The organism is Pseudomonas sp. NY8896 (genome assembly GCF_039634505.1).
In genome coordinates this window covers 4476699-4497605 of sequence record NZ_CP132350.1, presented here as the reverse complement: position 1 = coordinate 4497605, position 20907 = coordinate 4476699, and the positions used below count along the sequence as shown (strand labels likewise).

22 protein-coding genes are annotated in these 20907 nt (G+C 62.9%); 9 read left to right on the top strand and 13 right to left on the bottom strand.

Features of this window, described 5'->3' with window-relative positions:
* Positions 1-19: 19 nt before the first annotated feature.
* From Q9451_RS20145 to Q9451_RS20135, 3 genes are all read right to left on the bottom strand, one after another.
* Complete coding sequence (locus tag Q9451_RS20145; protein WP_345960717.1) at positions 20-1108, bottom strand: hypothetical protein; 1089 nt, start codon at positions 1106-1108, stop codon at positions 20-22.
* A 75-nt stretch (positions 1109-1183) separates the two neighbouring features.
* On the bottom strand, positions 1184-2191 hold the full coding sequence (locus Q9451_RS20140; RefSeq protein WP_012271667.1) for a 5'-nucleotidase: 1008 nt from the start codon (positions 2189-2191) through the stop codon (positions 1184-1186).
* 58 nt (positions 2192-2249) lie between these two features.
* Positions 2250-2495, bottom strand: a complete 246-nt coding sequence (locus Q9451_RS20135) for a hypothetical protein (protein WP_041166458.1) — start codon at positions 2493-2495, stop codon at positions 2250-2252.
* A 383-nt stretch (positions 2496-2878) separates the two neighbouring features.
* Between Q9451_RS20135 and Q9451_RS20130 the strand changes: the two genes are divergently transcribed.
* Positions 2879-3364, top strand: a complete 486-nt coding sequence (locus Q9451_RS20130; protein WP_012271669.1) for a hypothetical protein — start codon at positions 2879-2881, stop codon at positions 3362-3364.
* Between the two features lie 49 nt (positions 3365-3413).
* Here Q9451_RS20130 and Q9451_RS20125 read toward each other — a convergent pair whose 3' ends face one another.
* Positions 3414-3905 carry a DUF1543 domain-containing protein gene (locus tag Q9451_RS20125; protein ID WP_012271670.1) on the bottom strand — a complete coding sequence of 164 codons (492 nt, stop codon included), beginning with the start codon at positions 3903-3905 and terminating at the stop codon, positions 3414-3416.
* Positions 3906-3942: 37 nt separating this feature from the next.
* Positions 3943-4833 carry a LysR family transcriptional regulator gene (locus Q9451_RS20120; RefSeq protein WP_012271671.1) on the bottom strand — a complete coding sequence of 297 codons (891 nt, stop codon included), beginning with the start codon at positions 4831-4833 and terminating at the stop codon, positions 3943-3945.
* Positions 4834-4927: 94 nt separating this feature from the next.
* Between Q9451_RS20120 and Q9451_RS20115 the strand changes: the two genes are divergently transcribed.
* Positions 4928-6103 carry an MFS transporter gene (locus Q9451_RS20115; protein WP_012271672.1) on the top strand — a complete coding sequence of 392 codons (1176 nt, stop codon included), beginning with the start codon at positions 4928-4930 and terminating at the stop codon, positions 6101-6103.
* A 171-nt stretch (positions 6104-6274) separates the two neighbouring features.
* Here Q9451_RS20115 and Q9451_RS20110 read toward each other — a convergent pair whose 3' ends face one another.
* Entirely contained in the window at positions 6275-6898 is a 624-nt protein-coding gene (locus tag Q9451_RS20110; protein WP_012271673.1) for a glutathione S-transferase, read from the bottom strand.
* 275 nt (positions 6899-7173) lie between these two features.
* On the opposite strand from Q9451_RS20110, the gene Q9451_RS20105 reads away from it, so the two are divergent.
* The 3 genes from Q9451_RS20105 (at position 7174) to Q9451_RS20095 (ending at position 9893) form a co-directional block, all read left to right on the top strand.
* Entirely contained in the window at positions 7174-7896 is a 723-nt protein-coding gene (locus Q9451_RS20105) for a hypothetical protein (protein WP_041166459.1), read from the top strand.
* Positions 7897-8022: 126 nt separating this feature from the next.
* Complete coding sequence (locus Q9451_RS20100) at positions 8023-8943, top strand: LysR family transcriptional regulator (RefSeq protein WP_012271675.1); 921 nt, start codon at positions 8023-8025, stop codon at positions 8941-8943.
* Between the two features lie 173 nt (positions 8944-9116).
* A complete protein-coding gene (locus Q9451_RS20095; protein WP_012271676.1) occupies positions 9117-9893 on the top strand; it encodes an SDR family oxidoreductase in 777 nt (258 codons plus the stop codon).
* Positions 9894-9944: 51 nt separating this feature from the next.
* Here the strand turns inward: Q9451_RS20095 and Q9451_RS20090 are convergent, their stop codons facing one another.
* From Q9451_RS20090 to Q9451_RS20065, 6 genes are all read right to left on the bottom strand, one after another.
* The gene (locus Q9451_RS20090) at positions 9945-10880 is read right to left on the bottom strand and encodes a cyclase family protein (RefSeq protein WP_012271677.1); all 936 of its coding nucleotides are present in this window, start codon (positions 10878-10880) and stop codon (positions 9945-9947) included.
* Between the two features lie 98 nt (positions 10881-10978).
* A complete protein-coding gene (locus Q9451_RS20085; RefSeq protein WP_012271678.1) occupies positions 10979-11521 on the bottom strand; it encodes a WYL domain-containing protein in 543 nt (180 codons plus the stop codon).
* Positions 11522-11627: 106 nt separating this feature from the next.
* Positions 11628-12614: a zinc-binding dehydrogenase gene (locus Q9451_RS20080; RefSeq protein WP_012271679.1), complete on the bottom strand. Its 987-nt coding sequence runs from the start codon at positions 12612-12614 to the stop codon at positions 11628-11630.
* A gap of 158 nt (positions 12615-12772) precedes the next feature.
* The gene (locus tag Q9451_RS20075; RefSeq protein WP_012271680.1) at positions 12773-13180 is read right to left on the bottom strand and encodes an SRPBCC family protein; all 408 of its coding nucleotides are present in this window, start codon (positions 13178-13180) and stop codon (positions 12773-12775) included.
* A 21-nt stretch (positions 13181-13201) separates the two neighbouring features.
* Entirely contained in the window at positions 13202-13999 is a 798-nt protein-coding gene (locus Q9451_RS20070; RefSeq protein ID WP_012271681.1) for an SDR family oxidoreductase, read from the bottom strand.
* A gap of 86 nt (positions 14000-14085) precedes the next feature.
* Positions 14086-14997, bottom strand: coding sequence for a LysR substrate-binding domain-containing protein (locus Q9451_RS20065; RefSeq protein ID WP_012271682.1), 912 nt, complete (start codon positions 14995-14997; stop codon positions 14086-14088).
* Positions 14998-15115: 118 nt separating this feature from the next.
* Here Q9451_RS20065 and Q9451_RS20060 point away from each other — a divergent pair, with 118 nt between their 5' ends.
* The gene (locus Q9451_RS20060; RefSeq protein WP_012271683.1) at positions 15116-16126 is read left to right on the top strand and encodes an aldo/keto reductase; all 1011 of its coding nucleotides are present in this window, start codon (positions 15116-15118) and stop codon (positions 16124-16126) included.
* A 46-nt stretch (positions 16127-16172) separates the two neighbouring features.
* Here the strand turns inward: Q9451_RS20060 and Q9451_RS20055 are convergent, their stop codons facing one another.
* Positions 16173-17081, bottom strand: a complete 909-nt coding sequence (locus tag Q9451_RS20055) for a LysR family transcriptional regulator (protein ID WP_012271684.1) — start codon at positions 17079-17081, stop codon at positions 16173-16175.
* A 154-nt stretch (positions 17082-17235) separates the two neighbouring features.
* Between Q9451_RS20055 and Q9451_RS20050 the strand changes: the two genes are divergently transcribed.
* Genes Q9451_RS20050 through Q9451_RS20040 form a run of 3 tightly spaced genes read left to right on the top strand, consistent with a single transcriptional unit; the run spans position 17236 to position 20834 of the window.
* Entirely contained in the window at positions 17236-18540 is a 1305-nt protein-coding gene (locus Q9451_RS20050) for an MFS transporter (RefSeq protein ID WP_012271685.1), read from the top strand.
* 30 nt (positions 18541-18570) lie between these two features.
* The gene (locus Q9451_RS20045) at positions 18571-19812 is read left to right on the top strand and encodes a Zn-dependent hydrolase (protein WP_012271686.1); all 1242 of its coding nucleotides are present in this window, start codon (positions 18571-18573) and stop codon (positions 19810-19812) included.
* Positions 19812-20834, top strand: coding sequence for a histone deacetylase family protein (locus tag Q9451_RS20040; protein ID WP_012271687.1), 1023 nt, complete (start codon positions 19812-19814; stop codon positions 20832-20834). The genes Q9451_RS20045 and Q9451_RS20040 overlap by 1 nt, the downstream gene beginning before the upstream one ends.
* Positions 20835-20907 lie beyond the last annotated feature (73 nt).

Here is a 20907-nt window from a genome sequence, read left to right as displayed (position 1 = left end):
CGGCCCCCGCACGCAGCGGTCACCTGTTTCCATGCGCTGCCACCGCGTTGGCCAGCAGTTTGAAAACCCTGAGTGGGCTCATTTCGATGGGCTGGTCGGCGGGCTGCGCATTCGGCGATACCCACGCCTCGTCGGAGTGTGAGTACACCGAGCTGTAGTGCATATCGTCCAGGCTTACCCCGGGGGCGCTCCAGGACAGCATCAGGGCGAGCAGCAGATGCTCTCGCAGACCTGCGCGTGGTACGTGGTCGGCCGACTTGGCGAGCGCAGCGAACATCCTGTGTAGAAATGCCCCCAAGTGCTCGACTTCTTCAGGTGTAGCCCGTGCTGCACTGCCACGGTACAGCGAGACGTGGCAGATCGACTTGTCGCTGACCTCCTCGGGTAGCGGAACCAGGATATCGGTCGGCATCTCCGGTATTTCGAAGCTGAGCAAATGGTCGAATCGATCGTCGCGCTCAGGCGTACGGTAGTAATCGAAGTACTGAGGCTTGAAGCCATGTTCCCTGGCGGTGGTCAATGTGACGTCGATGATGAAACCCAGGCGTTGCAGACCCTCAAGCATGTAACGGATGCCTTCGTCGAGCACTTCGCGATAATTGCGGTTGCGCTCACCTTGAGCGTTGAAAATGTGCCCTTCGACATCCCGCACATCAGCCAGCAAGTTGCGCAATACGTCACGCCGGCCTGCATAGAAATACTGCCAGGCGTGCTCCCAATGCACCTGTTCGATGTCCACGGCAGGTTGAACGTGAGTGGGTAGCGCCGATTGTTTGGCCTGCAGCGCGTTGATCTGTTTCTTCAGTTCTTCAATCTGTGCTGTCAGTGCCCTTTCCTGGGTCGACAGGCCTTCACGCATGCCCAGGCGCAGTGTGTCGATACGCGTCTGCCCTGCAACTGCGTACTCGAAGCGTGCCACTGCTGGCCGATAGTCTCCCAACACATGTTCGCACCAGCGTGCGAAGGTCGCGTGCTCGCCATTCGCCTTGGGCAAGCGTTTGCTTAACTTGTTCAGTGTGCTGTCGTCGAATTCGCTGCAATCAAGCAAGACGTCGTAGCGTTTCAGGATGTTCAACTGAACCTGTTGAACGAGGGCGTCGCGATCCATGCCTAGGGGCTCCGTGGCGGTAGAGAGGGCTGCGCAGCACAGCACGGGCAGTTTACGTTGCCGGTAAATTGATGGCTACTGGCTATCGTGCTGTAGGTGTTCAGCTTGCACCGTTTCGGCGGGTGGCACGGCGGCCTGGGAACGCTGCAGCGTAGCGTTCTTGTTCGCCACGCCGAACGGCACATGTACCATCGGCAGATTCCCCGCTGGCGATTGCAAATGCGTGCGCTGGTCGTCGAAGAACACATGCGGTTTGAGGATCGACAGCACCCTGGGTTTCTCCATCCCACCCAGAAAGAAGCACTCATCTGGCGACACGCCCCAATCCTTCAAGGTGGTCACCACCCGCTCATGGGAAGGTGCATTGCGCGCCGTGACGATGGCAATGCGCAAAATTCGCTTGTACGTCGGGTCCTCGGCCAGCTTGCGATCTTCGAGCATGCGTATCAGCGAAAGCTTGCGGTACAGGTCCGCCAACGGCCCAGGCGAATGCGGGGTGCCCTTGTGCACGCGCTCATGTTCCTGAAAGTCGTCCAGGTTGTCGTTGCGCTTGTACACGCTCTCTGCCTCGTCGTCGGCGATCACGCCATCGAAGTCGAAGGCCACCCGTAGCTCTGTGTCGATTTCATCGTCGTAGATGCGTGTAGGCAGCACGCGCCCGGCCGGGTAGTTGGCGTCGATGGCTTTTTGCACGTCTTCCTCATTGGCACTGAGGAACAGCGAGGCATTGAATGCCGGGATGTATTCGTAAGGCGAGCGGCCCGACATGAACGCCGCGCGGGTGATGTCCAGCTGATAATGGTTGATCGAGCGAAACACCCGCAGGCCGGTTTCGGGCGAGTTGCGCGAGAGCAGTACCACCTCCACTGGCAATTGCTCGGGGAAGGCTTGATTGATGCTCAGGAAGCGGCGAATGAAAGGGAACGCCACACCTCGGGGAAACGGCTCGTCCAGGTTTTGCTCCTGGTGTTGGCGATAGGCCTCGACACCTTCGGACTTGTAGATGTCGTCCGAGACAGTGAGGTCGAACAGCGCACTCGAGGCAACGCCGATGACCAGTTTTTCTTCAATAGGGTAGGGCATGAGTTGCTCCTGCAAGTGGCCTGAAAGCGAGTGTATGCGCACGCTGCGTCGAAAGCCCTCAGGCCTCCGGCGCCAGCCCGAGCAGTACTTGAATCTGGTGTTGCAGCTGGCTTACATGTTCGCGCTCCGTGCGCAGAGCCGCGTGCAGCGTGCTGTTCTCCTGCCTGTGGATACGTGCGGTGTGTTCCAGTTCACGGTCGCTTTGCAGCAGGCTCCATATCTCGCCTTGGCGGACAAGTTGGAGACACACCAGCAGCAGAGTAATGCCGCAGACACCCAGCAGGGCGATTTCGATTGCTTCCATGTAACGTTCCTCGGGAGTGGTCATCAGCTGGTAAGCAAAAAGATATGTCGCCAATAATTACATGTCGATAGTGATGACTTATACAGGTAAGAGAATGGTGCAGGTTCAGCGGGACTCGCCCTGGCGCGTCATGACGCAGCGGAAGGCAATTTGATATCACTCAGTGCAAGCGATGCCACGGTGGACAAGGCTTTGCCAGCATTGAGGGTGCCGTGAGCAGACGGTGCACGCCTTCACCAAGATGTGACTGGCTACTTTACATATCTGGCTTGGTCAGCCTTGTCAGATACCTGGCCAATTTCTCAATTCCATAACTCATCAGTGGATCCGGTGATGCCATTTTGATAGCTTCCCCCGCTTTATCGCAGTATCCGGATAGATTGATGAACCAGCCACACGAACACAGCACTCTGACGCCTTCCAGCGAGGCGGATGTGGACAGGGTGATCGAGAACACTATTGAGGCAGACGCTTTGACCCGGCAGGCCACCGAGCAAGGCGCGTTGCTGGCCAGTATCGAGGTGCTGAACAAGAAGCTGGTGGCAAGTACCCTGGCCCGGGTGCAGAAGGAAGGGGCGATTCGCAAGAGCCTTGAGCAGCATCAGCAGCAACTGGCAGCCAGCAACCTGGCCCGGGAAGGCCTGTCCACCACAATGACCACGGCGTTGAAGAAGCTCGCACTGGCAACCAGCGCTCAGGCAGACCGTGTGGACAGCGTGGAGTCACGGCTAGCAAGCCTGGCTGAGCGTCAATGTGAATGCGAACAGCAGCCAGCGCCCGGTTGGCCAGCGTATCTGGAACGGCACACCGTGTCGTTGCTGGCCTTGGCCGTGGCGGTCTTTACGCTGGGGCTGCACCTGCTCGGTTAACGCGGACCGGCATCGCGCAGGGTGGCTTGGCCCTGGCGTTCTATTGCCGTCAGATCAGGATGTAGTCGCTGCGTACCACCAGCGGCTCATGCGGCCCTTCGACCAGGTGCACAAACTGCCCGTCCACCTGATCGATCGCCAGGCAGTCATCGACATCGAGCAGGGCATCGGTGTGCGGCTTCAGCCAATGCGCTTGCATCCGCTGCTTGCCCAGGGCCTTGGCTGCAGCCTTGTTGTGGGCGGCAACCAGCAGGAAGCGGTGCGCCTCGCCGAACACATCGCGTTCATACCCGCCGAGGTTGATGAAATACAGGCGCAGAGCGCCGCGTGCGGGTGAGCCCGGGCGCAGTTCAATGCGCTGGCCGTCTACGCCGTGCACTTCCAACCACGAATCGATGTGCAAGCCTTGCGGGCTACCGAACCACGCCTTGCGCAGCTGCGGGTAGGCCTGTTCGAAGGTATCGGCCTGGGCGAATACCACGTCGTGGACTTCAATCTTGGCGCCGGGGTGGCGGCCTCCGAGCATGACGACGTAAAGCATGGGCGATCCTTTGCAGGGTTGATGTAAGCGTGCGGCATTAGGACAGGTGCTGTATCAGAAAGTCCACAAAAACCCGCACTCGCGCGGGCATCGCCGGGCCACCGACGAACACTGCATGGATCGGCTCGCGGTCGTCAGGGTTGTATGCCTCGAGCAACGGCACCAGCCGCCCACTGGCCAGGTCATCGACCACGGTGAAGGTGCCGATCCGCGCGATGCCGGCACCCAGCCTGGCCAGTTGCGCCAAGGCTTCACCGCTGCTGCATTCGATATTTCCCGCCACCCTCAACGAGAACGTTTGCCCGTCGCGACGAAACGGCCAGTCGGGGGCGGCGCGGCGGAAGTTGAAGCGCAGGCAGTTGTGCCGGGCCAGGTCTTCAGGCTCAAGCGGGGTGCCGCAGCGTTGCAGGTAGTCAGGTGAGGCAACTACCACCTGGCCGGTTTCGCCAATGGTACGGGCGCTCAACGAGCTGTCCGGAAGGTGCCCGAAACGCAGCGCCACGTCGGCCTGGCCGCCGAGAATGTCGGCTACCTCGTCGCTGAGGGTCAGGTCGACCAGCACCTGCGGGTAGCGCGCGCTGAAGGCTGCCAATAGCGGCACGACGGTCAGCCGGGCATGGCCCAGCGCAGCGCTGACCCGCAAGCGCCCGCGTGGCACGCCCTGGTCAGTGATGGCCTCTTCGACTTCGAGCATGTCTGCCAGCACCCGCCGCGCGCCGCGCAAGTACGCCTCACCCTCGGGGGTGAGGGTGATCGCCCGGGTGGTGCGCAGCAGCAGGCGAGTGCCCAGGCGCTGTTCGGTGCGGGCGAGGATGCGGCTGACCGCGGAGGGCGTCAGGTTCAGTGCCCGCGCGGCAGCCGATAGGCTGCCCTCGTGTGCCACCCTGGCAAAAACCTCCATCTCTCCAGATCTGCCACTGAAGTCCATTTGTGCCTCACAAGCAAAGGTGGTTCGCAAAAAAGCAGTCTAGTGCGACTTTGAAACAGATCGTAGCATTCGCGGCATAGATAAGGAGCTTGCCATGCGTATCAATCCACCTCTCGTCGCACTCGCCATCGGTGCCTTTGGCATCGGTGTCACGGAGTTCGCCCCCATGGGCATGTTGCCCAGTATCGCCACCGACCTTGGTGTTTCCATTCCTGCTGCCGGGCTGCTGGTCAGTGCCTATGCCATTGGCGTGCTGATCGGCGCGCCTTTGATGACCCTGGCCACGGTGAAGATCCCACGGCGTTACCTGTTGATCGGGCTGATGGCCATTTTCACCCTGGGTAATTTGATGTCGGCCCTGGCCAGTGACTACGCCAGCTTGCTGGTGGCCCGCGTGGTCACCTCGCTCAACCACGGTGCTTTCTTCGGCATCGGCTCGATCGTCGCGGCCAGCGTGGTGCCGCCCGAGAAGCGCGCTGGGGCCGTGGCAGCCATGTTCATGGGCTTGACCCTGGCCACCATCGGCGGAGTGCCGTTGGCGACCTGGTTTGGTGAAATGCTGGGCTGGCGCACGGCGTTCTGGGGTATAGCCGGGCTTGGCCTGGTGGCGATGACCACGCTCTGGTACGCGCTGCCCAATGTGGCCGCGCCCAAGGGGGATGGGGCCCTGGCCGAAATCCGCGTGCTAGGCCGTGGGCCGGTGCTGGCGGCGTTGTTGCTGACCGTGGTGGGTTCCAGTGCGATGTTCACGGTGTTCACCTACATTGCGCCGATCCTGCAAAGCGAAGCGGCGGCGTCCACCACCTTCGTGACGGCCATGCTGGTGTTGTTCGGTGTCGGCCTGACCCTGGGCAACGTGTGGGGCGGCAAGGCGGCGGATCGCTCGATCGATCGCACGTTGATCCTGTCGTTGGCCGTTTTGATTGCCGTGTTGCTGGTGTTCCCGCTGGTGCTGGACTGGCCGCTGCCGACGGCTCTGGCGATCCTGGTCTGGGGAGCAGCGAGCTTTGCTTTGGTTCCACCCCTGCAGATGCGGGTGATGGAAGCGGCCAAAGATGCGCCCAACCTGGCATCGGCAGTCAACATTGGCGCGTTCAACCTGGGTAACGCGATTGGCGCGGCACTGGGTGGCGCGGTGATCAATGCGGGGCTGGGTTACCCGGCGATTTCCCTGGCGGGCGCGGCGATGGCGGCGTTGGGGTTGGTGATGGTGCTGCTGTTTGCCTGGCGTGGGCGAGTAGTGGCTGCAGCGGGGCAGGTGGCGCTGTAGCACGCTGAGTTCGCGCCCCTACCGCGACACAAGGTCGCTTCCACAAGTGCAGCGCAAGCTCCAGGTGCTGCGCGGTCTCTGTGGAAGCGGCCTTATGTCGCGATGGGCTGCAAAGCAGCTACCGCCCCTGTACACACCCACCCCGCCCGCCGATAAAAGTCGTTGTTGGCGTTACGGCGTACCATTGCGGCCATGCAGGTGATAGGCCGGGCGCTCGCTCAGGCGTTCGTAGTAGTCGCGCACTGCCGGCAAGTGCGGGTGCTCGAATGGCGTTTCGAACCAGCGATTGACCGACAGGCCGATAGGGATGTCGGCCAGAGTGAACTGGCTGCCGGCCACATAGGCACCGGTGCCGGCCAGCTGACGGTCGAGGATGTGCATGTAACGCGACCACTCCGCGCAACCGGCCGCAAGCGCCTGTGGGTCTTGGTGGGCGGGTGAATGCCTGACCAGCGACATGAACGCGTAGCTCCACGAACGGTTCAGGTCCGAGGCCTGCCAGTCGATCCACTGGTCGATCCGGGCCCGCGCCTGCGCTTCGCTTGGATAGAACGCGGTGGCGCCGTAGCGGTTGGCCAGGTAGCGGATGATGCTGTTGGACTCCCACAGCGTAAAGTCGCCATCCTGGATCACCGGGACCATGGCATTGGGGTTCAGTGCCAGGAACTCGGCGTTGTCGGTGGGCTGAAAGCCTGACCCCCAATCCTCACGCTCGAACGCGACCTCGAACTCGGCACAGGCCCACAAAACTTTCCGCACGTTGATGGAAGAGGCTCTGCCCAGTATCCGTAGCATGGTGTTCGTCCTTGTGTAGGGGAGGTTGATCGTCCGCCACTGCCGTGCAGTGGTCAAGGGGCCGAACAGCGACGGAACCGCCCTTCGTAATGTTCTTGTAGTCCATTTCCGAAAGTAACCCTTTTCACCCCCTTGGCTATTGTGGAGGTAGCCGGAGCACCCTAGTCTCCGCACGCCCGCAACCCACCAAGCCCGGTCAGGCTTGCCTGGGGGGCGTGAAGTTGGCACCCTTGGGCGGTTTTGAACGTCTGTAACACGACAGAAGGAAGTATGCATTGAGCTGGGACAAGGTGGGGAAGCTTCTCGTCGCCGTGCTGATTGGCCTGATGGTCCTGTTGGCCGCCTACGCGTTGCTCAGGGGCAACCCGCGCTTGGAGGCGTCACTTACCTATGCCTACCTCACTTACCCCAGCCAGTTCAGCGAGCGTATCAGCAAGGCCAGCGAACAGCTCAAGTACGAACAATTGCAGGGGCGCATCAACAACATCGAACAGGGCGAACTGAGCCATGACCAGGTCGAGCGGCTGATCGAAATGGCTCAGGCACCGTATGCCCAACTGTTCGCCAAGCCGTTCGAAGCCGGGCTGGTCGACCACCGCACCGGCTTGCTCATCGAGCTGCGCAACAGTGGTGACGCGCAGGTACGCCAGGTGAAAATCCGCCTGCCAGCCAAGGGCCTGGTGCAGGTGCGCGATGCTGCCGGCAACGACACGCTGCTGGAAACCGCAACCGCCCAGGTGGAGATCCCGGCCATAGAGCCAGGCGGTACGTGCAAGGTGTGGGTGTATTTCGACGCAGACTATTCACAGATCCGCCAGGGCGGGGTCAGCATCAGCCACGCCAACGGTGCCGCCAATGTGCAGGTGTACCACGAGGTCATCGGCTTCCCGGCCTTGGTGGCCCGCTACAGCCGCGAGCTGATGGTGTTGCTGGGGGCGCTGGCGGCCACCGTGCTGGGGTTGGGCTACGCCTGCCTGGCACGACGTACTACGCGGTAAGCGCCTGCAGAAAAATGCGGGCATGCGTGTGCTGCAATCAAAGGTTATTTGCTGCAAACGCAACGCTGCCCCATTGACCACCCTTTATAGTGCTCGGCATTACAAGAGCCATGCCGAGCCTGCCTGATGATCCCTTCCCTGGACTCCATTTTTTCTCGCCTGCGCCTACGCCAGTTGCGTCTGTTGATCGAGCTGGACCGTTGCGGTTCGCTGCACAAGGCGGCCGAAGCCATGGCCATCTCCCAGCCCGGTGCCACAAAGGCCTTGCGCGAGGTGGAAGAAGTGCTGGGCGTACCGTTGTTCCAGCGCTTGCCTAGTGGTTTGGTGGCCAACGATGTGGGCCGTTGCGTGGTGCGCTATGCGCGGCTGATTCACAGCGACCTGGGGCATTTGCGCGAAGAAGTGCTGGGCATCGTACAAGGCCAGGGTGGGCGGCTGGCGGTGGGCTGCATCATGGGCGCTATGCCGGCGCTGGTCAGCGCCTTGGGGCGCTTGCGCCGCAAACAGCCACAGTTGGCCGTGGAGATCGCCGAGAACACCAGCGCCAATCTGCTCGCTCAGCTGGATGAGGGGCGGCTCGACCTGGCCATCTGTCGACCGGGCCTGGGCCGTAACGCTGCGGAATATGCCTTTGTCGAACTGGCTCATGAGCCACTGGCGGTGGTCGCGCACCCACAGCACCCACTGGCTGGGGCGATGGCCCTGGAGATCGGCGAGCTGAGCCAGTACCGTTGGGTTGTCTACCCGGCCAACATGCCCATGCGCCAGGCGCTGGAGCGCGAGTTGAGCGAGGCCGGAGTGCAAGTGCCACGCTATCCGCTGGAAACCTTCTCCACCTTCGCCACCTTCATGCTGCTGGAAGATGATCCGAGCCTGGTGGCGGTCATCCCCAGTGCAGTGGCGGCCTTCGCCGAACAGCGTGGGTTGCTGGTGTCGCTGGCGGTGCAGCTGCGGGCGTTGAGCGAGCCGTTCGGCATCGTGCACCGGGTAGCGGCGCCATTGTCGCCAGCGGCGCGGTTGCTGGTAGAGGAGTTGGTAGCTGGTTGACGCGCCACAGTGCCCATCCACCCACGACCCGTTGTTGCAGCGCTGGTGGGGATAAGCAATGGTTATTGGTAGATCAGCTCTTTTCATTATCGGTGGCCGTGACCGGCGTTCTAGATTGTACCGGCACGGCCTGCCTGCAACCCTGTAACTGCATTACATCTAGGAGCAACCCAATGGATCTAGGTATTACCGGCCGCTGGGCCATCGTCTGCGCGGCCAGCCAGGGCCTGGGCAAAGGCTGCGCCGAGGCGCTTGGCAAAGAGGGCGTCAACCTGGTCATCAATGCCCGTACCGACGCCACCTTGCAGCAGACCGCCAATGAGTTGCGCGCGGCTAATCCGGGCATCGAGGTGCGTACCGTAGCCGGTGATGTAGCCGATGCCGAGGTACGTCAGGCGCTGCTGGCGGCCTGCCCGCAGGTCGATATTCTGGTCAACAACGCCGGTGGCCCGCCACCGGGGGACTTCCGTGACTGGGGGCGTGAAGACTGGCTGAAGGCGTTGGACGCCAACATGCTCACCCCCATCGAGCTGATCAAAGCGGTGGTCGATGGCATGGCCGAGCGGGGGTTCGGCCGGGTGGTGAATATCACTTCAGGCGCGGTGAAGGCACCGATCGACATACTGGGCCTGTCCAATGGCGCCCGCAGTGGCCTGACCGGCTTCATCGCCGGACTGGCCCGGCAGCAGCGCCTGGCGGGCAGCAACGTGACGCTGAACAACCTGCTGCCTGGGGCATTCGACACGGCGCGTCTGCAAAAGACGTTGAAGGCGGCAGGCGGTGATGTGCAAGCCACTGCCCAGGCGCGGCGCAAGGCCATTCCGGCGGCACGCTTTGGTGATGCCGGGGAGTTCGGCGCTTATTGCGCGTTTCTGTGCAGCGCGCAGGCCGGGTACATCACCGGGCAGAACCTGCTGATTGATGGCGGGGCGTATCCGGGTACGTTCTGAAAGCTGGGGCTGTAAAGCAGCCCCAATATTCAGATTGAATCAGCCCGGTGATCAGTGAATCGCCACCGGGTTGATATTGACTTGAGTCGAGCCCTTGTACAGCGGCTGACCCAGCACGAACAGGAACTCGAACGCCTTGTCTTTCACCAGCGCGCGCGTGTCGATCAATTCCAGGTTGTAAATGCCACGCTTGGCCAGCATGAATTGGTTGACCGGGAACTCTTCACCGGTCGGGTTGGGGTATACCTCGGAGGCCCAGGTATCGCCACCGAAGGCGACGATGCCCTGATCCGCCAGCCATTCGGCAGCCGGTAGGTCGATGCCTGGCTCGGTGGCGAGGAACTGCTGGTTATCCTTGCCGACCAACTCCAGCCAGCCGGTGTTGAACAGCACCACATCACCCTTGCGCAGGGTAATGCCTTCTTTCTTCAGCACCGCCTTGATGTCTGCGACGGTAAACGCGGTGCCACCCGGTACGATGGCCTTGCCGAAGTAGGCCGTCATGTCCAGCACCACACCACGCGTGACCATGGGCGGTACTTTCTCCACGCCGAGCTTGGTCACGCCTTCGACGGTGACGAAATCCGCAGCCTTGTTGCCGTTGTAGTAGACGTTGTCGATGCCGATATGACCGATGCCGTTGAGCTGGGTGCCAACGCCGGTCCAGCCGTTGACCAGTTCATCGTTGAAGCTGAACTTGTTGCGGCCGAGGGTCTGGCCGGCCTGCTCGCCGGGCTGGATGTTGTACAGGTGAAAGCTGCGGTGGCGGAACGCCGGCAAGTCCTTGCTCACGGGTACGGCCAAGGGGTAGGTCTTGCCGGTCTTGACCAGGCCGACGGCCTGCTTGACCACGTCTGGGGTGAGCAGGTTGGCAGCGCCGATTTCATCCTGCTTGCCGTACGGCGAGTGCTGCCAGTCGGTGGCAAGGGTAGCCTGGGCAGTGGTCGCCAAGGCGACGGCCAGCAGCAGGGGCTTGAAGCGTTTCATCGTGTACTCCTGAAAGTGATGCGTTGTCAGGAGCGAATTCTGCGCAGGGCCGGCACCGGGAAAAAGCGCTCGGCAGGACAATGATATTTGCCTGCCGGTCAACAACCGCCATCGTGCAGCGCCAGGCTCTGGCGCAGCTGTTCCAGCATGGCCACGCGCAGCGTCTTCGGGGCCTGCACGCGGATCGAACCCGCTTGCGACAGCAGCCAGCCCATCAGTGCCCGGTTGTCGTCGACGGTGGCCACCAATGCCGCGCCGCCGCTCGCTTGCGGGGTCAGCTGCATGTCTGCGGACAGCGGGGATTCTTTCAGCAGGCGCGCCAGTGTGTCGTCCACCCAGGCGTGCAGTTCAACCTGTGCCGGGGGTGTCAGTATGTCCGGTTGCAGTGGCTGCGCATCGACCAGGCTCATGCTCGGTTGCCAGTACCAACCGTAGGGCATGCCTTTGCTGTTGCACTGCAGCGGGAACAGCGCAGCGAGCTCGACCAGGTCGCGCTCGACGGTACGTTTGCTGGTGGTATGACCCACGGTTGTCAGGGCGGCCTGCAACTGGGTAGAGCTCATGCCCGGATGGCGGCCGGGCAGCAACTTGAGCAACTGCCACTGGCGGGCAATAGTGTGGCGGGTTGGGTGGCTGGGCAAAGGGCTCGTCCTTGAGGGCAGGCACCAAGCCTGCCTGAGTAATGGCGTTTAGCTATTGCCCAGCATACCTTGTCACAGAATGGGATCCAAGTTGCGCGGATGCCCTTCAGCCGAGGCGCGTCACCCATTTGCCTGCGCCTTGGCCTTCTTTCAATTGCCGCAGTGCATCGGGCAGCGTGGCGAAGTCGAACTCACGGCGTTGAGGCGCGATCAGGCTGCCATTGGCGACAGCCTGCAACAGCTGTTCACCGGCCATGCGCAGGGCCTGGCGATCTGCCAGGCGGCCATGGGCATGCACGCTGTTCAGCGCCACTTCATGCAGCGAAATGGCTGTGCTGAAGGCGGCTGTTGGCGCGCTTTCCTGGCGGTCCTGGATGCACACCAGGTGCCCGTTGTAGCCCAGCAGGTGGGCGAGGCTGCCTGCGTGGGCGCCACTGACGGTGTCGAACAGGGCATGCAGCGGGCGCTCACCCAGGGCGACCTGCAACTGCTGTTGCCAGTCGGCGTCGTGGTAGTCGAACACGCCGCTTGTGCCCAGCGCCTTGAGCGCCGCGTGGTGGCGCTGGCTGGCTGTCGCCCATACGCGCAGGCCACGTTGTGCGGCCAACTGCGCCAGGTAGAAGCCCACCGCACCACCGGCACCAATCACCAGCACATCGCGGCTGGTGCCTGCCGGTATCTTGGCCAGGGCCTGCCAGGCGGTCAGCGCGGGGCAGGGTACGGCGGCGGCGGCGCTGTCGCTGAGTGCGCTGGGGATGTGCATCACCAGGCTGGCATCGAGCAGGCAATGCTCGGCGAAACTGCCGTCGCGAGCCAGCGACTGATGGTAAGCCACGCGGCTGCCCAAGGGCAGTTCGACGCCTGCGCCAGCGGCGACGACCACCCCGGCGCCATCCACACCCGGTACTGTGCCTTGCTGCCAGGCCGGATGGCCCCATTCGCAGATTTTCCAGTCCACCGGGTTGAGGGCTATAGCTCGGTTGGCCACCAGCACTTCGCCGGGGCCGGGTTGCGGCAGGGGTTTGCGCAGCAGCTGCAGGCCTTCGAGGCCGGCGTTCGGGGTCCAGCCCCAGGCTTGATAATCAGTTGGCATGGTGCGGGTCCTTGTGAGACGAGTATGGGCGGCAGGCTAGCGCAGATGAGGCGGGGGATACAGGCGGGGGTGGGACAAGGTGTTTTGACGGGGGGGGCAAAAGCGCTTTGCCCCCACCCTCGAATCTTGCAAGGGGATGAGGTACCTGGGGGACTCGCTTAGCCCAGGGTTTTCGCCAAGGCTTGCAGGCCACCTTCGTAGATGCCTTTGAACAGTGCCTCAGCCTCGGCCTCACTGACACCGGCCGGGGTGAATTCGCCGAACCACTCCACCAGGCTGCCTTGGCCGTCGGCCTTGACTCGCAGGGTCGATCGGTAGTCGGTCACCGGAAACGGGCTGCTCAGGATCGTGTAGCTGTAGCTGCGCGCGTTGTCGTCAAAAGCTGTAAGGCGCTCGACGATGCTGTTGCCGTCCGGGTCTTTCAGCGAGCGCACACGGCCGCCTTCGCTGGAGATGCTCTCGGGGATGAACGGCAGCCAGTCCGGCAGGCTGTCGAAACCGCCGATCAATGCCCAGACGTGTTCAGGGCTGTGTTGGGCTTGCAGGGAAGCGTAGGCAGTTGCCATAGGGTAATGCTCCAGTTGAGTTCAGATAGCAAGGCTGTCGACCACACCGCCGTCGACCCGCAGGGCCGCGCCGGTGGTGGCGGAGGAGTAAGGCGAGGCGAGGTACACCGCGAGGTGGGCGACTTCGTCGACATCGGCGGCGCGCTGAATGATCGAACTTGGCCGTGCGGTACGTACGAAGTTGTCGGCCTCTTCACGAATGCTGCGCCCGGACGCCTGTGCCGCATCGGCTACCAGCGCGGCCACGCCATCGGTGAGGGTCGGGCCGGGCAGTATCGCGTTCACGGTAACCCCGGTGCCGGCCAGGCGCTTGGCCAGGCCATGGGAAACGGCCAAGTTGGCGGCCTTGGTAACACCGTAGTTGATCATGTCCGCAGGGATGGCGATGCCCGATTCCGAGGAAATGAACAGGATCCGCCCCCAGCCTTTCTCGACCATCCCCGGTGCATAGTGGCGGGCCAGGCGCACGCCGCTCAACACGTTGGTATCGTAGAAGCGCGCCCACTCACTGTCGGCCACGTCGAAGAAGTCGACGTCGTCGTAGATGCCCAGGTTGTTGACCAGGATGTCGGCCCGTGGGTGGGCGGCAAACAGGGTGTCGGCACCGGTGGCGGTGCCCAGGTCGGCGACCACGCCGTGAATCTGCCCACGGCCGCCTTGTTGGCGCAGTTCGGCCAAGGCTGCATCCAGCGATTTCTGGCTGCGGCCGGCAATGACCACGTCGGCGTTGGCGCCGGCCAGGCCGCGGGCGATGGCCAGACCAATACCGCCGGTAGAGCCGCTGATGATGGCGGTGCGCCCGCCGAGGTCGATGTTCATGGAATGGCTCCTGTGGGTGAGTTGTATCGATGAGAGCCATCCTAGTAAAGCCTACTCAGACTGTAAAAGACGTAATTCGACTGAGTTCAGACCTCTATGGACTTATTCGCCTGCGCCAGCACGCGTTCACGGAAAATGCCCACGATCGGCCGCAGGTCGACCTGGTGCCAGGCGGCCCACAATTGCACGCTGGGTTGGAACCAATCCAGCTGACGCAAAACCACGGTTGGCCCGGCACTGGCCGTCAGGCTGCCCTGCACCATGGCCAGGCCCAGGCCCGCGGACACCAGGCCGAGCACGCTCAATGGGTCGGTCGCTTCAAGCGACAAGCGCGGGGTAAAACCGGCATCACCGCAGCGGGCGATGAAGTCGTCGCGCTTGTTCACCTGGTCGGGCTGGCCCCCGGTGATGATCCATTCCTGCTCGTGCAGGTCGGCCGGGGTCAGTTCCGCCTTGCTGGCCAGAGGGTGCGAGGCTGGGATGGCCAGCAGCATTGGGTCATCCAGTACTGGCTGCGCACGCAAGTCGGGGTCGTGCTTCGGCGGCGGCTCGCACACCAGGGCAATGTCCAGGCTGCGCTGGCGCAGGCCTTCGAACTGCTCGCTGGGGATCATGTTGTACAGCGCAATGTGAATGTTCGGGCGTTCGCCACGAATGGCCCGCACTGCGCCAGGCAGCACACCAGCGTGGATGGCGTGGTTGACGTAGCCGATGCACAAGCCGCCTTCCTCGCCACGGCCCAGGCGCTTGCCCAGCGACTCCAAGCGCTCGGCATGCTTGAGCAGGCCGCGCGCCTCGGCCAGGAAGGTGCGCCCGTCGTTAGTCAGGTACAGCCGCTGGTTGCGCCGTTCGAACAGGGCCAGGCCAAGGTTGTCCTCCAGCTGGGCGATCTGCCGGCTGAGGGGCGATTGGGAAATATGCAGCTGCTCGGCGGCTCGGCCGACATTCTCGCATTCGGCGACGGCCACGAAGTAGCGCAACTGACGCAAATCCTGCATGAGACCTCCAGGGACTTAACTGTGACGAATTATGACTTGGACGGTCTGGATTTGGCCAGCCTAGGATGTGCTCACGTCGTCGGTTGATGACCTTACACACCCTTTCTGGAGACATGCCATGAGCTTGAAAGACCTGATCGCCAACCCCCTGGGCTTTGGTACCGCGCCACTGGGCAACATGTTCCGCAACGTGCCAGATACCGAAGTGCAAGCCTCGGTGGACGCGGCCTGGAACAACGGTGTGCGCTACTTCGACACTGCGCCTTTCTACGGTGCCGGGCTGTCGGAAATCCGCCTCGGCAAGGCCCTGGCCCAGCGCCCGCGCCATGAATACGTGCTGAGCAGCAAGGTTGGCCGCGTCATCCTCGACGCACTGGAAGACCCGGCTGCTCGTGAGCTGGGCGAGAAGAGCGGCCTGTTCGAGCACGGCAACCGTAACCGCATCGTCAATGACTACAGCGCCGATGCCACCCTGCGCTCGATCGAAGACACCCTCAAGCGTATGGGTACCGACTACCTGGATATCGTCTGGATTCACGACATCGCCCAGGACTTCTACGGTGACGAATGGCTGAGCCAGTTCGAAATCGCTCGTACCGGTGCCTTCCGCGTGCTGACCCGCCTGCGTGAAAAAGGCGTGATCAAGGCATGGGGCTTGGGCGTGAACCGCGTCGAGCCGATCGAGCTGACATTGGACCTCGAAGCAGCACGCCCGGACGGCTTCCTGCTGGCGGGTCGCTACAGCCTTCTGGACCACGACCGTGCGTTGCAACGGGTAATGCCAGGTGCATTGGTGCAAGGCCTCGGCATTGTCGTCGGCGGCCCGTACAACTCCGGCGTGATTGCCGGGGGAGAGCACTACGAGTACCAGAAGGCCAGCCCGCAAATCCGTGCCCGTGTCCAGCGCCTGAACGAAGTGGCGGCGCGCCATGGGGTGGACATCAAGGCTGCGGCGTTGCAGTTCTCGCTGGCGCACCCCGCGGTAGCGGCGGTGATCCCAGGGGCGACCCGGCCACAACATGCCGACCAAGACCTGGCGGCGTTCAATGCGGTGATTCCGGCCGCGTTCTGGGCCGAGCTGCGTGAGCTGGGGCTGATCGCCCAGCAGGCACCGGTACCTGAAGCCTAATCGCGAAAGGGGGAGGGCTTTGCCCTCCTATCGCCAGCGAAGCCTGTTAACCGAGACTTTGCTGCAATGCCTCGATAAACACCTCTTCCGCCCGACTGAAGCGCTGCTCTCTGTTCCAAAGCAGGTGAATATCCACATCGGCAATCCCTTCCTGCGGCGGCAACTTCCACAGCAACCCCGCCTCTACATCAGGCGCCACCACGTGCTCGGGCAGGCAGCCGATGCCAAAGCCGGCGATCACCAGCCGGCGTACTTCCTCCAGGCTTGGCGATGACGCCACGATGCGCCCGGCAAAGCCCTGCTGGTCGCGGAAAATGGTCAGCGGCGACAACATACCGCCAATCTGGTCGCTGGTAAAACTGACGAAATTCTCCCGTTGCAAGTCGCCTTCGGCCTGGCCGAACAAGGCATGGTGTTTGCCGCAGAAAAACGCATAGCGTTGACGCAGAAACAAACGCTGCTCCAGGCGTGGTTGTGCACGCCGGTTGAGGCTAAGGCCCGCTGTGGCGGTTTTCTCCTGCAGGGCTGCGACGATGTCGGAGCTGCGCATCACGTCGATTTCCAGCTCCACCCGTGGGTGCTGGCGATGGAAGTCGGCGAGGAAGTCGTCGAAGCGCTCGCTGACGATGCGGCTGATCATCAACAGACGCACCTTGCCTACCAGTTCGTCCGCCGGTTGCTCCAGCAAACCGCCGATCTGCGACATCTGCCCATACACCTCGCCAGCCAGCTGGAACAGCTGCTCGCCCATTTCCGTCAGCACGAAACGCGGCCCACGTCGGGCGATAAGCTGGCGGCCAAGCTGCTCTTCAAGGCGCTTGAGCGCCTGGCTCACGGCCGGCTGGGTGAGGTGCAGGCGGGCGGCGGCGCGGCTGATGGACAGTTCCTGGCCGATGACCCGGAAGGTGCGCAGCAGGTTCCAGTCGAGGCGGTCGTTGAGCAGACGGTCGGACATGGCGAGGCTCGATGATAAGCGTGGCTAATAGTACGAATAATAAATAGAAAATTGACTAATCATAGCCCTGAGCCGATAAATCGCAGGCCAAGCGCCACGAGAGCGCGACCATGACCCAGCAACTCCTGCCAGAACAACAAGCAAAGGAGCCCCCATGAAGCCCACCGCTTCCGCCCAGCCACGCCGTGCCGCCGCTGCCGCGTTCATCGGCACCATGATCGAGTGGTACGACTTCTACATTTACGCCACCGCCGCCGCCCTGGTGTTCGGTGCCTTGTTCTTCCCCTCCGACGACAGCCTGTTCAGCACCATGGCCGCGTTCGGCACCTTCGCCGTGGGCTTTTTCGCCCGGCCGTTGGGTGGCATTGTCTTCGGCCACGTGGGCGACCGTATCGGCCGCAAGAAGTCGCTGGTCATCACCCTGCTGATGATGGGCATCGTCACCGTGTGTATCGGCCTGCTGCCGACTTACGCGCAGATCGGTGCCACCGCACCGGTGCTGTTGATCCTGCTGCGCATCGTCCAGGGCATCGCCGTGGGCGGCGAGTGGGGTGGGGCGGTGCTGATGGCCGGCGAGCATGCGCCCAAAGGCCGGCGCAACTTCTTCGCTTCGTTCGCCCAACTGGGCAGCCCGGCGGGCCTGATTCTGTCGCTGCTGGCCTTCGGCGCGGTGACCCGCCTGCCTGAAGACGAGCTGATGAGCTGGGGCTGGCGCGTGCCGTTCCTGGCCAGCGCGTTGCTGCTGCTGGTGGGCCTGGCGATTCGCCTGGGGGTGAACGAGTCGCCCGAGTTCATCGCCAGCCGCGAACAGGCAGAGAAGGCCCGGCGCAAAGAGCAGGCGCCGGTTTTCGAAGTGCTGCGCACCGCCTGGCGCCCGCTGTTGTTGTGCATCGGTGCCAACACCTTGGGCATTGCCGGGGTCTATTTCACCAACACCTTCATGATCAGCTACACCACTCAACAATTGCACCTGGAGCGCTCGCTGATACTTGAGTGCCTGTTCTTCGTGGCGATCATCCAGTTCTGCGTGCAACCGCTGGCTGCCTGGCTGTCGGAGAAGATCGGTGCCACGCGCTTCCTGGCCCTGGTCGCGTTGCTGGCGATGGCCTCGCCGTACCCGATGTTCGTGCTGGTCAGCTCGGGCCAGGGGCCGTTGATCGTACTGGGCATCGCCCTGGCTGCAGCCTGCATGGCCTCTTTCTACGCGGTGATAGCTGGCTATGTCAGCGGTATGTTCGAAACCCGCGTGCGCTATACCGCCATTTCCTTGGCCTACCAGGTCTGCGGCGCCATCGCTGGCGGCCTTACCCCGCTGATCGGCACCTGGTTGGCTCACACCTTCAGCGGCCAGTGGTGGCCGATGGCCGTGTTCTACACCCTGATCGCCACCGTCTCGCTGGTCTGCGTGCTTGCCCTGGCGCGCCAGTATGCCCGTAGCCAGCGCCTGGAACTGGCCTGATCGAACTGTTTTACTCTGGAGTACCCGCACATGTTGAAAAGCAATGGCGAACGCCTGTGGGCGAGCCTGATGGCCATGGCCGAAATCGGCGCCACCGCCCGTGGCGGCAGCTGCCGCCTGGCGCTCAGCGACGAAGACAAGGCTGGCCGTGAACTGTTCAGCCACTGGTGCCGTGAAGCCGGCCTGACGCTGACGGTGGATGCCATCGGCAACCTGTTCGCCCGCCGCCCTGGCAGTGACCCGGATGCGGCGCCGGTGATGATTGGTAGCCACCTCGACACCCAGCCCGAAGGCGGTCGTTTCGATGGCGTCTATGGCGTGCTGGCCGGGCTTGAAGTGGTGCGTCGCCTCAACGATCTGAACATCCAGACCCGCAAGCCGCTGGAAATCGCTGTATGGACCAACGAAGAAGGCGCGCGCTTCACCCCGGCCATGTTCGGCTCGGCGGTGTTTACCGGCAGCCTTGCGCTGACCGAGGCGCTGGCTATCCGCGATGCTGATGGCATCAGCGTGGCTGACGAGCTGCAGCGCACTGGTTACGCCGGCCAGCGCCCGCTGGGTGGCCAGGTGGATGCGTATTTCGAGGCGCATATCGAGCAAGGCCCGATCCTTGAAGACAACGCCAAGGCCATCGGCGTGGTCAGCGGTGGTCAGGCTATCCGCTGGCTGGACGTCACTGTCGAAGGTATGGCGGCACACGCCGGCACCACGCCGATGCCGCTGCGCAAGGATGCCTTGTATGGCGCGGCGCGGATGATCCAGGCGGTTGAGCAACTGGCAGCGGACTTCGCGCCCGAAGGTTTGACCACTGTTGGCGAACTGTCCATTGCCAAGTCTTCACGCAATACCATTCCTGGCCTGCTGCAGTTCACGGTCGACTTGCGCCACCACCGCGACGAAGCCATCGAGGCGATGGAGCGCGACTTGACCTTGAAGCTGCAAGCCATTGCCAGCCAGCGTGGTCTGCAGGTGCGTATCGAGCGGCACTGGGTCAGCCCGGCCACCCCGTTCGACGCCGACTGCGTGGCTGCTGTGCAGCAGGCCGTGGATGGCCTGGGCTATGCCCAGCAATCGATCGTCAGCGGTGCCGGCCACGATGCCATCCTGCTGGCCCGCTACTGCCCGACGGCCATGGTGTTCATCCCCTGTGTCGGCGGCCTGAGCCACAACGAAGCCGAAGACGTGTTGCCCAACGATGCCCGTCAGGGTGCCGATGTACTGCTGAACGCCGTGCTGGCCCGTGCGGGCCGTGTCGAACAAGGAGAAGCCTGATGCGTTGCTACTTCCACCCCGAACAACTGCTGCACCACCCGCGCAGCTACTACTCGCGCGGCGCCATGCGCACCCCGCAGGAAGTCCCCGAGCGCGCCCAGCGGCTGTTGCAGGCCGCCAAGGACCTGGGCTTCGACATCCGCCAGCCCGACGATGCCGGCCTTGAACCGTTCAGGGCTGTGCACGGTGAGGCCTATCTGGCCTTCCTCGAAGAGGCCCATGCACGCTGGAAGGAAGTGCCCGAGGACTGGGGCGACGAGGTCATGTCCAACATCTTCGTGCGTGAGCCCAACGCCTTGCGTGGCATTCTCGCCCAGGCCGGGCGCTACCTGGCGGATGGCAGCTGCCCTGTGGGCGAAAACACCTGGCGCTCGGCTTATTGGTCTGCGCAAAGCGCGGTGGCCGGGGCCAAGGCCATCCTCGACGGCGAACCGGCTGCCTATGCGCTGTGCCGGCCACCGGGGCACCATGCGCGCTTCGATGCGGCGGGCGGGTTCTGCTACATCAACAACGCGGCTGTAGCTGCCCAGGCTTTGCGCAGTCGTTATAGCCGCGTGGCGGTTCTTGATACCGACATGCACCATGGGCAGGGGATTCAGGAGATTTTCTACGATCGCCGTGATGTGCTGTATGTGTCGGTGCATGGTGACCCGACCAACTTCTACCCAGGCGTGGCTGGGTTCGCGGACGAGCGGGGCTGTGGTGAAGGGGAGGGGTACAACCTGAACTTGCCGATGGCGCATGGGGCCAGTGAGGCTGATTTCATGGGGCAGTTGGACGTTGCGCTAGCTGCAGTGAAGGACTTTGGTGCTGAGGCGCTGGTGTTGTCTTTGGGGTTCGATATCTATGAGCTCGACCCGCAGAGCAAGGTGGCAGTGACGACTGAAGGGTTTGCTGCGTTGGGGGAGCGGATTCGTGCGTTGCGGTTGCCGTGTCTGATCGTGCAGGAAGGCGGGTATCACCTGGACAGCCTGGAGGTGAATGCGCAGGCGTTCTTTGCTGGTAAGGCGGACTGGCGTTAGGTGGTGAGCGCCGGCAGACCCATTGTCACTGCCGGCGCCTCTGATGAAACTCATCTTATCCTGCAAGGCCCTA

Coding starts and splice junctions, on each gene's coding strand:
- Q9451_RS20145 (WP_345960717.1), bottom strand. CDS start 1,108: ATGGATCGCGACGCCCTCGTTCAACAGGTTCAGTTGAACATCCTGAAA.
- Q9451_RS20140 (WP_012271667.1), bottom strand. CDS start 2,191: ATGCCCTACCCTATTGAAGAAAAACTGGTCATCGGCGTTGCCTCGAGT.
- Q9451_RS20135 (WP_041166458.1), bottom strand. CDS start 2,495: ATGGAAGCAATCGAAATCGCCCTGCTGGGTGTCTGCGGCATTACTCTG.
- Q9451_RS20130 (WP_012271669.1), top strand. CDS start 2,879: ATGAACCAGCCACACGAACACAGCACTCTGACGCCTTCCAGCGAGGCG.
- Q9451_RS20125 (WP_012271670.1), bottom strand. CDS start 3,905: ATGCTTTACGTCGTCATGCTCGGAGGCCGCCACCCCGGCGCCAAGATT.
- Q9451_RS20120 (WP_012271671.1), bottom strand. CDS start 4,833: ATGGACTTCAGTGGCAGATCTGGAGAGATGGAGGTTTTTGCCAGGGTG.
- Q9451_RS20115 (WP_012271672.1), top strand. CDS start 4,928: ATGCGTATCAATCCACCTCTCGTCGCACTCGCCATCGGTGCCTTTGGC.
- Q9451_RS20110 (WP_012271673.1), bottom strand. CDS start 6,898: ATGCTACGGATACTGGGCAGAGCCTCTTCCATCAACGTGCGGAAAGTT.
- Q9451_RS20100 (WP_012271675.1), top strand. CDS start 8,023: ATGATCCCTTCCCTGGACTCCATTTTTTCTCGCCTGCGCCTACGCCAG.
- Q9451_RS20095 (WP_012271676.1), top strand. CDS start 9,117: ATGGATCTAGGTATTACCGGCCGCTGGGCCATCGTCTGCGCGGCCAGC.
- Q9451_RS20090 (WP_012271677.1), bottom strand. CDS start 10,880: ATGAAACGCTTCAAGCCCCTGCTGCTGGCCGTCGCCTTGGCGACCACT.
- Q9451_RS20080 (WP_012271679.1), bottom strand. CDS start 12,614: ATGCCAACTGATTATCAAGCCTGGGGCTGGACCCCGAACGCCGGCCTC.
- Q9451_RS20075 (WP_012271680.1), bottom strand. CDS start 13,180: ATGGCAACTGCCTACGCTTCCCTGCAAGCCCAACACAGCCCTGAACAC.
- Q9451_RS20070 (WP_012271681.1), bottom strand. CDS start 13,999: ATGAACATCGACCTCGGCGGGCGCACCGCCATCATCAGCGGCTCTACC.
- Q9451_RS20065 (WP_012271682.1), bottom strand. CDS start 14,997: ATGCAGGATTTGCGTCAGTTGCGCTACTTCGTGGCCGTCGCCGAATGC.
- Q9451_RS20060 (WP_012271683.1), top strand. CDS start 15,116: ATGAGCTTGAAAGACCTGATCGCCAACCCCCTGGGCTTTGGTACCGCG.
- Q9451_RS20055 (WP_012271684.1), bottom strand. CDS start 17,081: ATGTCCGACCGTCTGCTCAACGACCGCCTCGACTGGAACCTGCTGCGC.
- Q9451_RS20050 (WP_012271685.1), top strand. CDS start 17,236: ATGAAGCCCACCGCTTCCGCCCAGCCACGCCGTGCCGCCGCTGCCGCG.
- Q9451_RS20045 (WP_012271686.1), top strand. CDS start 18,571: ATGTTGAAAAGCAATGGCGAACGCCTGTGGGCGAGCCTGATGGCCATG.
- Q9451_RS20040 (WP_012271687.1), top strand. CDS start 19,812: ATGCGTTGCTACTTCCACCCCGAACAACTGCTGCACCACCCGCGCAGC.